Annotated in this window: 15 protein-coding genes and 1 tRNA gene; 3 read left to right on the top strand and 13 right to left on the bottom strand. The window is 61.3% G+C overall.

Features of this window, described 5'->3' with window-relative positions:
• Positions 1 to 23: 23 nt before the first annotated feature.
• The 6 genes from glpX to CN311_RS07025 all read right to left on the bottom strand — a co-directional run bounded on the left by glpX (position 24) and on the right by CN311_RS07025 (position 4,912).
• Positions 24 to 1,007: a class II fructose-bisphosphatase gene (glpX, locus tag CN311_RS07000; RefSeq protein WP_097572600.1), complete on the bottom strand. Its 984-nt coding sequence runs from the start codon at positions 1,005 to 1,007 to the stop codon at positions 24 to 26.
• A gap of 193 nt (positions 1,008 to 1,200) precedes the next feature.
• Positions 1,201 to 1,368 (bottom strand): Thivi_2564 family membrane protein, encoded by a 168-nt coding sequence (locus CN311_RS07005; RefSeq protein WP_097572601.1) that lies wholly within the window; start codon positions 1,366 to 1,368, stop codon positions 1,201 to 1,203.
• A 65-nt stretch (positions 1,369 to 1,433) separates the two neighbouring features.
• Positions 1,434 to 1,790 carry a hypothetical protein gene (locus CN311_RS07010; RefSeq protein ID WP_097572602.1) on the bottom strand — a complete coding sequence of 119 codons (357 nt, stop codon included), beginning with the start codon at positions 1,788 to 1,790 and terminating at the stop codon, positions 1,434 to 1,436.
• 101 nt (positions 1,791 to 1,891) lie between these two features.
• On the bottom strand, positions 1,892 to 3,205 hold the full coding sequence (locus tag CN311_RS07015; protein ID WP_097572603.1) for a homoserine dehydrogenase: 1,314 nt from the start codon (positions 3,203 to 3,205) through the stop codon (positions 1,892 to 1,894).
• Between the two features lie 46 nt (positions 3,206 to 3,251).
• On the bottom strand, positions 3,252 to 4,469 hold the full coding sequence (locus CN311_RS07020) for an LL-diaminopimelate aminotransferase (protein ID WP_097572604.1): 1,218 nt from the start codon (positions 4,467 to 4,469) through the stop codon (positions 3,252 to 3,254).
• A 50-nt stretch (positions 4,470 to 4,519) separates the two neighbouring features.
• On the bottom strand, positions 4,520 to 4,912 hold the full coding sequence (locus tag CN311_RS07025) for a hypothetical protein (protein ID WP_097572605.1): 393 nt from the start codon (positions 4,910 to 4,912) through the stop codon (positions 4,520 to 4,522).
• Between the two features lie 96 nt (positions 4,913 to 5,008).
• On the opposite strand from CN311_RS07025, the gene phaC reads away from it, so the two are divergent.
• The 3 genes from phaC to CN311_RS07040 all read left to right on the top strand — a co-directional run bounded on the left by phaC (position 5,009) and on the right by CN311_RS07040 (position 8,585).
• A complete protein-coding gene (gene phaC / locus CN311_RS07030) occupies positions 5,009 to 6,844 on the top strand; it encodes a class I poly(R)-hydroxyalkanoic acid synthase (protein ID WP_097572606.1) in 1,836 nt (611 codons plus the stop codon).
• A 339-nt stretch (positions 6,845 to 7,183) separates the two neighbouring features.
• Positions 7,184 to 8,326: a YcbK family protein gene (locus tag CN311_RS07035; protein ID WP_245440760.1), complete on the top strand. Its 1,143-nt coding sequence runs from the start codon at positions 7,184 to 7,186 to the stop codon at positions 8,324 to 8,326.
• A 184-nt stretch (positions 8,327 to 8,510) separates the two neighbouring features.
• Positions 8,511 to 8,585, top strand: a tRNA-Glu gene (locus CN311_RS07040).
• 134 nt (positions 8,586 to 8,719) lie between these two features.
• Here the strand turns inward: CN311_RS07040 and CN311_RS07045 are convergent.
• The 7 genes from CN311_RS07045 to CN311_RS07080 all read right to left on the bottom strand — a co-directional run.
• Entirely contained in the window at positions 8,720 to 9,169 is a 450-nt protein-coding gene (locus CN311_RS07045; RefSeq protein WP_245440761.1) for a hypothetical protein, read from the bottom strand.
• A 753-nt stretch (positions 9,170 to 9,922) separates the two neighbouring features.
• Positions 9,923 to 10,240 (bottom strand): hypothetical protein, encoded by a 318-nt coding sequence (locus CN311_RS07055; protein ID WP_097572609.1) that lies wholly within the window; start codon positions 10,238 to 10,240, stop codon positions 9,923 to 9,925.
• A 22-nt stretch (positions 10,241 to 10,262) separates the two neighbouring features.
• Positions 10,263 to 10,652, bottom strand: a complete 390-nt coding sequence (locus CN311_RS32500; protein WP_165779619.1) for a hypothetical protein — start codon at positions 10,650 to 10,652, stop codon at positions 10,263 to 10,265.
• A 116-nt stretch (positions 10,653 to 10,768) separates the two neighbouring features.
• Complete coding sequence (locus tag CN311_RS07065) at positions 10,769 to 11,149, bottom strand: c-type cytochrome (protein WP_097572611.1); 381 nt, start codon at positions 11,147 to 11,149, stop codon at positions 10,769 to 10,771.
• Between the two features lie 91 nt (positions 11,150 to 11,240).
• Positions 11,241 to 13,778, bottom strand: coding sequence for an arsenate reductase (azurin) large subunit (locus CN311_RS07070; protein ID WP_097572612.1), 2,538 nt, complete (start codon positions 13,776 to 13,778; stop codon positions 11,241 to 11,243).
• Between the two features lie 14 nt (positions 13,779 to 13,792).
• On the bottom strand, positions 13,793 to 14,320 hold the full coding sequence (locus tag CN311_RS07075; RefSeq protein ID WP_097572613.1) for an arsenate reductase (azurin) small subunit: 528 nt from the start codon (positions 14,318 to 14,320) through the stop codon (positions 13,793 to 13,795).
• Positions 14,321 to 14,475: 155 nt separating this feature from the next.
• On the bottom strand, positions 14,476 to 14,938 hold a 463-nt coding region (locus CN311_RS07080), incomplete at its 5' end, for an AAA-type ATPase lid domain-containing protein (protein WP_280954026.1).

A 14,938-nucleotide genomic window follows, 5' to 3' on the forward strand; every position in this document is an offset into this window, starting at 1 on the left:
ATGCGACGGCTAAATCTGGCGAATCAGAACTTTTCCAGATCCTGGTGGCGCGCCTTGATCTCGCGCACGGTGCGCGACGACGAGCGCAGCACGATCGTGTGCGTGGTGATGGAATTGCGGCCGAATTTGACGCCGGCCAGCATGTTGCCGTCGGTCACGCCGGTTGCCGCGAACAGCACGTCGCCGCGCGCCATGTCCTGCGTGCGATAGATGCGCTTGGGATCGGAGATGCCCATCTTCGCCGCGCGCGCCACCTTTTCCGGCGTGTCGAGGATCAGCCTCCCCTGCATCTGGCCGCCGGTGCAGCGCAGAGCAGCCGCCGCCAGCACACCCTCGGGCGCGCCGCCAGTCCCGAGATAGATGTCGATGCCGGTCTCGTCCGGGTCGGTGGTGTGGATGACGCCGGCGACATCGCCATCGCCGATCAGCCGGATCGCGGCGCCTGTGGCGCGCACTGCCTCGATCAATTTGCCATGGCGCGGCCGGTCGAGGATGCAAGTCGTGATCTCCGATACCGGCACACCCTTGGCCTTGGCCAGGCTGGCGATGTTTTCGGCCGGCGAGGCGTCGATATCGACAACACCGTCAGCGTAGCCCGGGCCGATGGCAATCTTGTCCATGTAGACATCGGGCGCGAACAACAGGCTGCCCTTCTCCGCGATCGCGATGACCGCCAGCGCATTGGGCAGGTTCTTGGCGCAGATCGTGGTGCCCTCAAGCGGATCGAGCGCGATATCGACCGCCGGGCCTTTGCCGGAACCGACCTCTTCGCCGATATAGAGCATCGGCGCCTCGTCGCGCTCGCCCTCGCCGATCACCACCGTACCCTTGATGGCGAGACGGTTGAGCTCCTGGCGCATGGCATCGACTGCAACCTGGTCGGCGGCCTTTTCGTCGCCTCGCCCGCGCAATCTGGCGGCCGCAACCGCAGCGCGTTCGGTGACGCGCACCAGTTCCATGGTGAGTATCCGGTCAAGACCGGCGACGATGCTCTGGGCCACATTCATCGGTGGAAATCCTCGTTGTCACATTGCCTCCCGCCAGAGGCGTGCTCCTTTTCTCAAACCAGCATGACAAGGACAAGACCCGCTCGACGATTTCTCGAAAAGTCAAGGATATCAATCGATTGAAGGCATTCCGAGGCACACCCGGCCGCGCTGAACCGGCATGTGTCAGTGAGCGAATAGGGTTTATCCGGGCCTAGAATACTGCGAGGTATTTGAGCAGCGAGACAATACCGATGATGATGACGATGATCTGGGCGATCTGCCGCATCCTGGCATCGAGCGGAAGACGCTGAACCAGATAGAGAACAAGGATGATCACCAGGAACGTGATCAGAATGCTTATCAACATGGATGAAGCCATGGCGCCCTCCTGAAAATGATATGCAGAAAGAAGCGGCCGGCGAAGCCGGCCTTCTCAAAACTGGATCAATACCATCGCCTCGGCGTGTCGTTCATGGCTTGCCCGACAGCCATTCCTGCCAGGAAACCAAGCAGGCCGATCATGCCAACCAGCGCTGTTGTTGTGCCTGGATTTTCCCGCGCCGCTTCAGATACCGCATGGGCTTGAGTGCGCAATTGCTGCGCGGTTCGCGTCGCGCGAGCAGCAGCGCTATCGTACATTCCGGATGCCTGCTCCTCGGCATCGGCGACCAATTCAGCGCCGCGTTCCGAAATGCTCTTATTGATCTTGGCGACCTCCTTGCGCAGGTCGGCGATCTGTTTTTCCAGCGACTTCTGAATATCGTCAATGTTGGAGCTGTCGGGCTTCGAAGCTTCGGCCATTGTTCGTTTCCTCAGGGTTGCGGACCTGAGGAGAACGGCGCGAGCTGAAATTCGTTCCGATTGATCGCTGCCAAGCGACTGCAGCCGCAAGTCCGGGTGGATTAACCCGCCCGCTCGATACGGATCACTTGCGGCTTGTCGGTCAGATGGCCGTCCTTGGTGATGCCGTCGACGGCCTTGCGCACCGCAGCCTCGGTCGTCTCATGGGTAACGAGGATGACCGTCTTCTGGGCTTCGGTTTCCGGGCCGGCGGCGTGCTGTACGATCGATTCCAGCGAAATGTCGTTGTCGGCCATGCGCTTCGCTATCGCGGCGAAGACGCCGATACGGTCATGCACGGTCAGCCGGATGAAATAGCCGCCGGCATGGCTGCGCATCTGCGCCTTTTTGTAGGGCTTCAACTCCTTCGTCGGCCGGCCGAACACCGGACCGTGCTGGAAACCCGGCCGGCTCTTGGCGATGTCGGCAATGTCGCCGACGACAGCCGAGGCGGTGGCATTGCCGCCGGCGCCCGGACCGGAGAGCAGGAGTTCACCCAGAATATCGGTTTCGATCGCGACGGCATTGGTGACGCCATGCACCTGCGCGATGACCGAGGCCGTCGGCACCATTGTCGGATGCACGCGCTGTTCTATGCCGCTTTCCGTGCGCTGGGCAACGCCGAGCAACTTTATCCGGTAGCCGAGATCGCCGGCCGCGCGGATGTCTGCCTGGCTGATGTTGGAGATGCCTTCCATATAAATATCGGTGGCGGCGATTTTCGTGCCGAAGGCGAGGCTGGTCAGGATCGACAGCTTGTGCGCGGTATCGTGTCCTTCGATGTCGAAGGTCGGATCGGCCTCGGCATAACCCAGCCGTTGCGCATCCTTCAGGCAGGCGTCGAACGACAGGCCCTCGGCCTCCATCCGGGTCAGGATATAGTTGCAGGTGCCGTTGAGGATGCCGAAGACGCGGGTCACCGAATTGCCGGCCATCGCCTCGCGCATCGTCTTGATGACCGGAATGCCACCGGCCACCGCCGCCTCGTAGTTGAGCAGCACGCCTTTCTTCTCGGCGATCTCGGCAAGCGCCACGCCGTGCTTGGCGAGCAGCGCCTTGTTGGCGGTGACGACGTGGCGGCCGGATTCAAGCGCCGCTTTCACCGACGATCGCGCAGCCCCCTCGTCGCCGCCGATCAACTCGACGAAGACATCGATATCGGCGGTCTGCGCCATCTTCGTCGCGTCGTCGAACCATTTGGCCGCACCGAGGTCGACGCCGCGGTCACGCTTTGGATCGCGGGCCGAAACCGCCGACACGACGATGTCGCGTCCGCACTGGCGCGTCAGTTCCGCCGCCTTGTCGCGCAGCACGCGCGCCACCGACGCGCCGACGGTGCCGAGACCGGCAATTCCAACACGCAACGCTTCAGCCATGTCCGGCGACGCCCCTCAAAATTCGGTTCGATGATGTCAGTCAAACTCAGCGATGCGCGGCGAGCGGCACCACATTGTTCGGCTGCTTGGCGCTGGACGCCAGGAAGCGCTTGATGTTGCGCGCCGCCTGGCGGATCCGGTGCTCGTTCTCGACCAGCGCGATGCGCACATGATCGTCGCCATGCTCGCCGAAGCCGACACCCGGCGCCACCGCCACATCGGCGTGTTCGATCAGAAGCTTGGAGAATTCAAGCGAGCCGAGATGACGAAACGGTTCGGGTATCGGCGCCCAGGCGAACATCGACGCCGCCGGTGCCGGAATGGTCCAGCCGGCCCGGCTGAAGGCGTCGACCATGACGTCGCGGCGCTTGTGATAGATGTCGCGCACCTCGGCGATGTCGGCACCGTCGCCGTTCAGCGCATGCGCCGCCGCCACCTGGATCGGCGTGAACGCGCCGTAGTCGAGATAGGATTTTACACGCGTCAGCGCCGAGATCAGCCGTTCGTTGCCGACCGCGAACCCCATGCGCCAGCCGGGCATGGAAAAGGTCTTCGACATCGAGGTGAATTCGACCGCCACCTCGATCGCGCCCGGCACCTGCAGCACCGAGGGCGGCGGATTGCCGTCAAAATAGATTTCCGAATAGGCAAGGTCCGACAGGATGATGATGTCGTTCTTCTTGGCGAAGGCGACGACGTCCTTGTAGAAATCGAGCGAGGCGACCAGCGCTGTCGGGTTCGAAGGATAATTGAGGATCAGCGCCAGCGGCTTAGGGATCGAATGGCGGATGCCGCGTTCGAGCGCCGGAATGAAGCCGTCATCCGGCTCGACCTGCAGCGAGCGGATGACGCCGCCCGACATGATGAAGCCGAAAGCGTGGATCGGATAGGTCGGATTGGGGCACAGGATCACGTCGCCAGGCGCGGTGATCGCCTGCGCCATATTGGCGAAGCCTTCCTTCGACCCCAACGTCGCCACCACTTGGCTGTCCGGGTCGAGCTTCACGCCGAAACGGCGGGCATAGTAATTGGCCTGGGCGCGACGCAGGCCCGGAATGCCGCGCGACGACGAATAGCGATGCGTGCGCGGATCGCGCACGACCTCGCACAATTTGTCGACGATGGCCTTGGGCGTCGGCAGGTCCGGATTGCCCATGCCAAGGTCGATGATGTCGGCGCCGCGCGAACGGGCGCTGGCCTTCAGCCGGTTGACCTGCTCGAAAACATAAGGCGGAAGCCGGCGGACCTTGTGAAATTCTTCCATGGCAGTTCCAGACAATTGGCAAAGACCGTTTTCGGTGGCGCGATATAGGCCTATTTGCAGTCAGGGTCGAGAGCGGGGTCGCAATTGGCTCCGATCTGCTTCAGCGTATCTGGCCCATGCTGCTTTGCCAGCGCGTTCAGCGTCGCTGGATTGGTCACCTTGACCGCGCCGCCCTTCGAGCCCTGCCCCTGCTCGTCAGCCTTCAACTGGGCGAGCTTGGCGTTCTTTTCCGCTTCGGTGAATTGCTCGGCCGCCACTTGCGGCGGAACGTTGAGGTTCGGATAGGTGCCGGTGTCCTTCGGCCCTTCGGCGGTCGCAACCGGCGTGGCGCCCTCGATATTGGTGCTCGAACAGCCAGCGATCGCCAGCAAGACGACCGCGACGCCGATGCGGCAAAAACGACCGGTGCCGGAAAAAACAGTTTCGCCAATATTAATTGTCATATTGTTTCCTTGGCATCCGGGGTAGAGCGCGTTGGACCCTGCCGGATGTCCCATGATAATATGTCAAGAAAACGCTTCGGGAGGAACCCCGGCACCATGTCCAAAACACCCGATTCGGGCAAAGCGGAAGATGACGAGCGCTCGACCGTTGAGCAATATCTGGTGAAGGACCCGGAACGCTTCGCCTTGAACATGGCGCGCATGATCGAGCAGGCCGGCAAGGCAGCTTCCGCCTGGGCCGAGCCGCGCGAAAAGGGCGATGTGCGCGATCATGTCGCCGAGCCGGTCGTCGACATGGTAAAAACCTTCTCCAAGCTCAGCGAATACTGGCTTTCCGACCCGCAGCGGGCGCTGGAAGCGCAGACGCGGCTGTTTTCCGGCTACATGACTGTCTGGGCCAATGCCATCCAGCGCATCAGCGCCGACGGCCAGGATACCGACGACGCGGTCAAGCCCGAGCGTGGCGACAAGCGTTTCCAGGATCCGGAGTGGGGCCGCAACGCTTTTTTCGATTTTTTGAAGCAGGCCTATCTCGTCACCTCACGCTGGGCGACCGAACTGGTCGAGCACGCGGATGGCCTGGACGAGCACACCCGCCACAAGGCCAGTTTCTACGTCAAGCAGGTGTCCAACGCCATCTCGCCGTCGAATTTCATCCTGACCAATCCGGAACTGTTTCGCGAGACCATCGCCTCGAATGGTGAAAACCTGGTGCGCGGCATGAAGATGCTGGCCGAGGACATCGCCGCCGGCAAGGGCGACCTGAAACTGAGGCAGGCCGACTACTCGCCCTTCGAGATCGGCAAGAACCTCGCCACGACGCCCGGCAAGGTGGTGGGCCGCAGCGATGTCGCCGAGATCCTGCAATACGACCCGGTGACCGAGACCGTGCTCAAGCGACCGCTTTTGATCTGCCCGCCATGGATCAACAAGTTCTACATTCTCGATCTCAACCCGCAAAAATCCTTCATCCGCTGGGCGGTCGAACAGGGTCACACCGTTTTCGTCATCTCCTGGATCAACCCGGATGAGCGGCACGGCGCCAAGAGCTGGGAGGCCTATATCAGGGAGGGCCTGCAATACGGCCTCGACATGGTCGAAAAGGCCACCGGCGAGAGAGACGTCAACGCCATCGGCTATTGCGTCGGCGGCACGCTGCTGGCGGCAGCTCTCGCACTGATGGCGCAGGAAGGCGACGACCGCATCAAATCGGCCACCTTCTTTACCACGCAGGTCGACTTCACCCATGCCGGCGACCTGAAAGTATTCGTTGACGAGGAGCAGGTCGCGGCCGTCGAGAAATCGATGAGCGAGAAGGGCTATCTCGACGGCACCAAGATGGCGACTGCCTTCAACATGCTGCGCTCGGGCGACCTGATCTGGCCCTATGTCGTCAACAATTATATGCGGGGCAAGGATCCCCTGCCCTTCGACCTGCTCTACTGGAACGCCGATTCGACCCGGATGGGCGCCGCCAACCATTCCTTCTACCTGCGCAACTGCTATCTCGAGAACAATCTGTCGCAAGGCATGATGGAACTGGCCGGCCGCATGATCTCGCTCGGGGACATCACCATCCCGGTCTACAATCTCGCTTCGAAGGAAGATCACATCGCGCCAGCGCTCTCGGTATTCCTCGGCTCGCGATATTTCGGCGGCGAGGTCGAGTATGTCATGGCCGGCTCCGGCCATATCGCCGGCGTCGTCAACCCGCCGGCGGCGCAGAAATATCACTACTGGACGGGCGGCAAGCCAACCGGTGACTTTGACCAGTGGGTCGCCAAGGCCACTGACCATCCCGGTTCCTGGTGGCCGCACTGGCAACGCTGGATCGAGGCCCGGGACAACACCAGAGTTCCCGCCCGCAAACCCGGCAAGCATATGAAAACCTTGGGCGATGCTCCCGGCACCTATGTCAGGGTGCGTGTGTAACCTTCTGTAATGTGTGGTGAGTTGACGCGCCGCCAAAAGAGGACGAAATGGTGTCGTCAACCCTCAAGCGGCTCTGATTCAGCTCTTGCCGTCGAATTACCTTCAGGCTTGCGGATTTGACACAGGTCTCGTTTCCGGTCGGGGAAACAAGGAGCATTTAGGCGAGACATCCAGACGTCGCGCCAATGACGTACCGGTCGGACATCGAGGGGGAATTTTATTTTGAAATCAGTAGGATCGCGCCTCGCGAAGGGAGAAAGCCGCGCTATTGTGGCAGCGCTTTTTTCCGTGCTCCTGGCGTCCTGCACCTCCGCCGGTGACCCTACTTTGTCCGTTGGCATGCCGGGCTACAACGCGACATCAGCCGATATCAGCACCGCTTCCGGCGCCAACCAGGTCGCCGCTGTCGATTCGTCGTCGCAGGTGACGACTTCACAAATGACGACTACGGCCGAGGGCGACGCGGCCCTTCCCGAACAGGTGGCCTATGTGCCAGTGACCAGGCCGGGGGCCAAGCCCGACGCCGGCTTCCCGGTGGCTATTCCCGCTGACGCCGAGACGATTGCAGGCCACACGCCGCAGCCACTGGAGCAATCCGGGCAGACGGCTGAACAGGCTGGCGCCGCTGTGAAGAAGTCACAGACGGCCGATGCGGGCGCCGCCACGCCGAAGCCGGAAGGTGCCGCTCCGGTCATGGACAATCCAGTCTATGTGACCGCCGGCGAGCCGCAGCCGCAAGCGCCGAAGAAAAGCTTCCTTGCCTCATTCTTCAGCGCCACGCCCGCCTCCGCCGCCCCGTCTCGGGTGCTCAATGCACGGTCAGGCGAGCAACCCGCTGTCGCACACGCCGCCACCGTGCAGCCCAAGGCCGCGACGCCGCCACCGGCAAAGCCGACCGTCACGTTGGCCTCGGCCACTGCGGCCGAAAAACCGGTGCAACTGGCTGCCTTCGGCGACGATAGCAACCACATCACCGGTGCCGATGCCTTGCCCGGCGTGCGCCAGACGGCGTTGTTCGAGATCAAGCGCAAATCCGGCATCGACGACGAGAGCGACGTCGATCTCAACGAGGACGGAGGTTCGGGCGGCTCCTATCAGGTGGCGTCCGCCGCCGGTCTTGCCCGGCTAGCGCCCAACGGCCTTCTCAAGCAGAACGAGAGCGTGGACGTCGCCTGCCTGAAGCCGTCGCTGGTCCGGGTGCTGAAGACGATCGAGGGTCACTACGGCAGGAAGATGGTCGTCAGCTCGGGCTATCGCGACCCGGCCCGCAACCGCCGCGCCAATGGCGCCAAGAATTCGCTGCACATGTATTGCGCCGCCGCCGACATCCAGGTTCCAGGCGTTTCGAAATGGGATCTGGCGAACTATATCCGCACCATGCCCGGCCGTGGCGGCGTCGGCACCTACTGCCATACTGAATCCGTTCACGTCGACGTCGGCCCGGAGCGCGACTGGAACTGGCGCTGCCGCCGGCGCGGCTAGTTCTTTTCCGGTTTAAAGAAATCCGAGGGGGGCCGTTCGCGTAGACAAACATGCGATGCGGCGCGCAACCGTGATAACGCCGCGAAATCGGGGGGTTTGCTGCCATCGAAAAAAGTTGTCGCAGGCGGCGGCATACGGGTTGCCGGTTTCAAACAACGCAACTATAAACCGCTCACATCTGAGCGCGCCCATCGTCTAGCGGTCAGGACACCGCCCTTTCACGGCGGTAACAGGGGTTCGATTCCCCTTGGGCGTACCAGATAGCTAGCCGAAACCACATACATCTTTGAAAACTTTACGTCGGCGGCGAACTTTCGTTGTCGGAATCGTTGCTTCAATTCGCAACGACACCGCGCTCGCGGTATCCGCCCATAATTCTTCTCGGCCTCGGGATCAGTCGGCGATCCTGCCTTCGCGATTTACCACGAGGCGCATCAGCGGGGGCACACTTGCCAGATGCGCCCTCGCCGCCATCCGCCGCTCTTCGACCGACCTGAGGTAGCCGCTTGATCGCGGCCTTCCGCTCGCCATCACCAAGCCTTTGTCAAGGACATCCTGAAGATCTGTCGTGTAGTAGGCGGTTTCTTCCAGACCGCTGAAGAAGTTTATGCGGTGAACTCCTCCCTTCTTGCTCATGACAATGCCGGCTTTTCGGAGCACTTCCTGAACCGCCTTGTACGTCAAGGTCATGGTTACCTCCTGGTTAAGACAAGCCAGCATGGCCCTCTCTTGTAACCGTTTGGTGGCGGCGATTGTCGAAAGTGCAACAGGAATGCTGTGGCCAACCCCAAAACTGGGATCACCTTGCCGCAGCACAGGGTTTGAAATTGCGATCCACCGCATTGATGGATCCGGATCGGAGTGGCTCCAGATCGGGACAAATGCCGGCTGCTTGTTTGCCTGCCCGGCGTTTTGCCGCCGTGCCAGATCTATCGATCCATTCGAGCACCCCCATTTTCGGACACATTTGGCTGCGCAGCGAGAAACGCGCCGTGCCGAAGAATTTAGGCCCTGTCATAATTCATTCGCATGTTTCGCTCGAATCGGCTTGAGCGCATGTATTCGTCAGCCGGCGAGAGCCTCCCCCATGGCCGCTGGTCAGGCCCAGCGGCCTACCGCTGCCAGTAATCTACCAAGCCGCTGGGCCGCCGCACTTTCCAGGAACGTCCTCAAACCACCTCGCGTGAGAGCGCTCCCAAGTTTTCCACCGCTAATGTCGGCGTTGTTCGATTTTTTCCACCCACTATTTTCGAGACTCAATTAGCTTTCGCTTATGGAGCGCCGACATGCCATTCGGAGAATCAAGGACGGGCTTTGGGAAGTCTACGACATAGACGACGAGACGGTTGTCTTCGTGGACGAAGTGCCTCTGACCAATTTGCAGGATGAGGAAGCGCTCGACGCCTTGGAGTTGCTAAGGGATGGTTTCCTGCTCCCGAAAAGACGCGAGTCTTCATCAGGCCGATCCTGACCGCGCAGAAGAACTCTACAATGGATAGACCCCCGGATCTTCAGTTACGCGCCTGTTAGCTGCCTGACGACTGGGGAACGCAAAGCTGGGTTGATACCTCGGGCAAACGCCGCGCCTCGGCGCAATCAACATTTCCTGCTTCTGGCTGCTGCAATCGCAGCCTGCTGCTGCCGCAACCGCTCGATCTTCGCGCTTTCGCGGGCAGCGACGGTGGAAGCGACGCGCTGGCCGCCCCATAGCCAGGTCGGGATATTCGCATGAGCAACCTTGCCCCGGGCGATCGCCGTCTGCGAGATCTCGCTGGCGACGGTGCCCATTGCTAGGTTGAGTTCGACGCAACTCATCGTGTCGTATTTCGCGGCGTCAACCGATGCGCGCAAAGGCGACGCGCAACCTGTCATCAGGCTGCAGGTCATGAGCACGATGGCGGAAATCACCTTCATCTTCCTCGGGACTCCATAGAGGTCACCATTTATTCGATTGCCCGGCCTCTGTCGCCGAGGCGATCCTCGCCGTCCGCAAGAGGCTGTCACGTTTCGCTTCCTTCAACAATCCTTCGACGGCAAGTGACAACCGCTTCGTCATGGAGCCGGCCGTGGGCCAGCGCTGAGGCCGCAGGGTCAATTTCGGTAAGCGCACAGACGCCGCGCTCGGGCCTGGCGAACCATAGATGTTGTGAAGCAGGATGTTGGCGGCGCGAGGCGAGATGGCCTTCAGGTCGCGCGGGCCGCCGCCGACCACAGGATCGCCACGCTGGTATATGAGCCGCTGCGTTCGGGTAGTGGATGGTTGCCCGGGAATGCGCGCCTGCCGGCCCGCAGCCGCCATCAGCGGAATGGCTTTGGTTTCTCGCACGCTCCTTGCAATCGCAACGGCCTTGGCGGTGGCAATATCGACGGAAATCGCCCTGCCTTCAGCAACCTGCCTGACAGGTCTCGTTCTGTCGTAGCGATCGCGGCTTTCATGAGGCCCTACTTTGGGATGCTCTTCAAATAGGCGATGACATTTTGAATGTCCTCCGGCTTTTTCAGCCCAGCGAAAGCCATTTTCGTTCCCGGAACCATTGCTTTTGGGTCGACGAGATACTTGGCAAGCGTGTCCTCGTTCCATACCAGGTCGCCAGCGCCGGCGTCTTTCATTGCTTTCGAATAGGTGAACCCAGTGACATCCCCGGCAGTCCTTCCGATCAGACCGCCAAGATGGGGACCCACCTTGTTCGTCGTGCTGTCGGCCGCGTGGCAGACTGCACATTTCTTGAAAACCGTCTTGCCTGCTTCAACGTCCTGCGCGTTGGCCGTGGTGACAAACGCAGTCAGAACGCAGACGACAACGAGAATGCTTTCGCACTTCACTCAGTTTCTCCCTTTTGGAAAATTGACGAGTCCCAAGGAAATCAGCCGCGGGCATGCGAACGCCAGGCCCGCGGCGGAGGGGTGCTGAACTCTATGGCGTCTGATACTCCAACGACTTGAAGGTCAGGTGCTTCACAGCTTCCGGCGCATCCGAAATCTTTCGGATATCCGCCCATGTCTGCTTGTAGTTTGGTATCACCAGTTCGTTGACGCCGTCGTTGATGACATTGCCCATCACGCCGGTCGGGAAGGCAAACAGCATGAAGGTCTCACCCTTCCTGGCGGTTGGTGTCGGATAGACCATCGCCTGGGTCGAGCCGTCGTCGTTGAAGACCTCGACCAGGTCACCGGCCTTGACCCCCAGTTCGGCCATGTCGTCCGGGTTGACCTGGATGTAGGGGAACGGCATGCGGTCCATGACGAAGTCGTTGGCCTGATCAAGGAAGGCATTTTGCCAAATGAGGTTAGCCCGCCCGTTGTTGATCAGATATTTGAACTTCGCCTTCTGCGCGTCCTTGCCGGGCGCTTGGAAGCCGCGCCATGGAGCGTCCATGAAGTGGGCCTTGCCGCCCTCGCCGGAAAACACGCCATCCGCGTAAAGGCGCTTCGTGCCGACGATCTTGCCGTCCGCAAAGGCCGTGGCCGGCTCCTGGAAGCCGTTGTTGCCCATGGCTTTCAAGCGCTCGTAGGTCACATGCTCGCCACCGCCGGCGTTCTGATGATAACCGTCCATGAAGGCGTCTTCTTCCGTCTTCCAGTCGAAGCCCTTGAACTGGTCCGCATATTTGGCGTCGCCCATGTCGCGCAGCACCTTTTCCAGGTGCTGAGCTAGTCCGGCCGCGATCAGGCAATCGGGCTTGGCGTTGCCAGGCGGGTCCATATAGCGCTCGACGAGCCTCATACGGCGCTCGCCGTTCATGGAGGTGAGGTTCATCTCACCGGACTCCGCCGCCGGCAGCCAGACATGGCTCGCCGCACCGATCTTCGAGGGGATGATGTCGACGTCGACCGAGAACAGACCTCCGGCCTTGATCGCGGCTGTGATCGCCTTGACCATTCCATCGCGGTCGCCATAGGGCACGGCGTTCATCGCATCCTTCACGATGTCGGTGCGCTTCTTGTAGACCATGTTGAATTGATGGGCGTTCAGGGTCGTCTTGTAGTGGTCGCAGGCCCAGATGTGGTGGACGCCGCCCTTGCCTTCGATCAGCAGCTTGTCGACATAGGCCGCGGGTCTTCCGACATGCGCGTCGGACGGACGGACGTAGCCTTCCTGATGTCCGCCCAGGCGAACAACGCCGCCGCCTTCGCGTCCGATGTTGCCCGTCGCCAGTGCGATGTTCACAAGGGCACCGTTGGTCCGATAGTTGTCGTTGCCCCAGATCAAGCCCTTTTCGTAGCCGATCATCGTGCGCCGCCGCTTGCCACCCTCCTTGGGCATGGCGATCCATTCGGCCGCCTTGACGATATCCTCTGGCTTCAGGCCGGTGATCTTGGCAGCCTCGTCGATCGAGAGTTTGCAGCCTTCCACCGCGCCCGAATAGTTGGTCAGGTGACCGGGTTTGCCATCAGCCTCGCCGCGTGCGGGGTAGAGCGCTGGCCGCTGCGTGCCTTGTTGAACGGTGCTGTTCTTGATGAAGTCGTTGTCCGTCCATCCCTTGTCGGAGATGTAGGTGAACAGCGCGTTGAAGAGCGCAAGGTCCGTTCCCGAATTGAGGCCGAGATGAAGGACATTGTCCTTCCCGGCTTCCGCCTCGCAAGCGTTTACCGTGACCGTGCGACGCGGATCGACGATGATGATCCTCGCCGCTGCGTGCGGCTCGTCGGGCATTTGCGCCTTCTTCTTGTCGAGTGTCGAACCCCGCAGATTAGGTATCCAGTGATTGAGAAAATAGTTGGTCTGGGTTTCGAGCGGGTTGGTGCCAACAGCCATGATCGTGTCGGCCAGTTCGGCGTCCTCGTAGCAGTTGTTCAGTTCCCCAACGCCCATGTCGCGGGTGGCGTGGACTTCGGAATTGTAGGCCGGACGGTTGTGGATGCGGACATTCTTGATCTTCATCGAGCCGAAATACAGCTTCCCAGTGCCCCAGGTGTTCTCGTAGCCGCCGGCCGAGCCGCCATGGTCGAACATGGAGACGAACAGATCGTCTTCACCCTGCTCCTTGACCACGGCGGCCGTCACCCGTGCGACGAGGTCGAGCGCGTCGTCCCAGGAGGTCGGCTGCATCTGGCCATATCGCCAGACCATCGGCGAGGTCAGCCGCTGCTGCTGTGTTCCGCGCGTGGCGCTGAAGCGGTTTTCAGCCATGCGCGCGCCGCGCACCGAGCCGAGGCCGGAATTCACCTCGCAGTCATGGTCGGGCTTGATGACGATGTGGACGTCCTGGCCGTTCTGCTTGACCACATTGTACATGGAGGGCGCGTACCAGGCGTCCGTCTCGGCAGCTTGCTGCTGAGAGAGATCAACGCCGAAGGCGTTCGATGCGGCATCGGTGCCGCCCTGCTTGTTGGTTGGCCAGGTGTAGGCATGATAGCCGCAGCCGACGATGCAATAGTGGCAGGTGACGTTGTGCTTCTTGGCGTCGGCCGGAATGATAGGCAGACGGTCAATGTGACGTTTGTAAGCCATGATCCGATCCTCCCTTAAAGTACGTTGCTCAGGCGGCCGTAGAGGAGTTCGTCGAGCCCCTCGGCATAGATGTCGCCCTTGGCGTCGATGCGCAGCGCGTATTGGGGAAGATTGGCCGTCGACTGCCCCCAGATCTGCTGCCCGCCAGCATCCGCGTCAAAACGCGAGTAGTGGCCGGGACAATTGAAGGAGTGATCCTCGGCGTTGTAGTTGAGCGGGAATCCCTTGTGCGGGCACACAGTCGAGAACCCGACGATGTCGCCGTCGGCACCGGCGCCACCTTCCACCTTGGTGCCAAGCTTCAGCAACACGCCGGGCGCGTTCTCGTCTGGATAGTTGACCTCCAGGGGTTCGTTGACCTTCAGGTCGGCAACGTTGGCCAACTTGTTCGAAGGATATTCGACCAGGGCGAGACCCGGTGCGGCCTTGGCCTGAGATTGCGCGGGCAAGGCCACTGCCGTGGCCATCCCCGCGGCGGCAAATGCCCCTCCCCTCAGAAATTGACGGCGGCCGACGTCGACCAGCTTGTTGCAGCGATCCATGCATTCCTCCCTTTGGCAAAGTCTTCTCCGCCAGGAGTATAGCAACACCCATGCCAAACGAGCGGGTCGCCCATTTCATTAGGAAAAGTGCATTAAACCACCCGGATGACCGGGCGCGACGTTCGGAATTCCGAACATGTTGCAGCGCCGAAGGTTCAGCTTTCCGAACGCGGCCCTTCTACAAGGCCAAAGCGGGTCATCTTTTCCCACAGCGTCGTCCTGGATATGGCAAGAAGGCCGGCCGCCTTGGCGATCTGTCCGCCAGTCTCTTCGAGGGCGCGCTCGATCTGGCGGCGCTCGGCGGCGTCGCGGACATCGGCGAGCGGCGCGAAAGATGCGCTGACGGTCCTGGCCGCGCTGTCGGGGAACAGGTCGCAGGGCATAATCCATTCACTGGTCGAGAGGGCCACGGCGCGTTCCACGCGGTTTCTGAGCTCCCGAACATTACCTGGCCAGGGATGGGCAAGGGCGGCCTCCTCTGCCAGCGCGCTGAACCCTCGAATGCGCACATCCGAACGACTGACCGCGTTTTCGAGGAACCTGTCGAGGAGCCAGGCAATATCTTCGGGTCGCTCCCGAAGTGGCGGGATTGTCACCGGAAGGACCGCCAGCCGGAAA

The organism is Mesorhizobium sanjuanii, from assembly GCF_002529485.1.
GTDB classification, from domain to species: Bacteria; Pseudomonadota; Alphaproteobacteria; order Rhizobiales; family Rhizobiaceae; genus Mesorhizobium; species Mesorhizobium sanjuanii.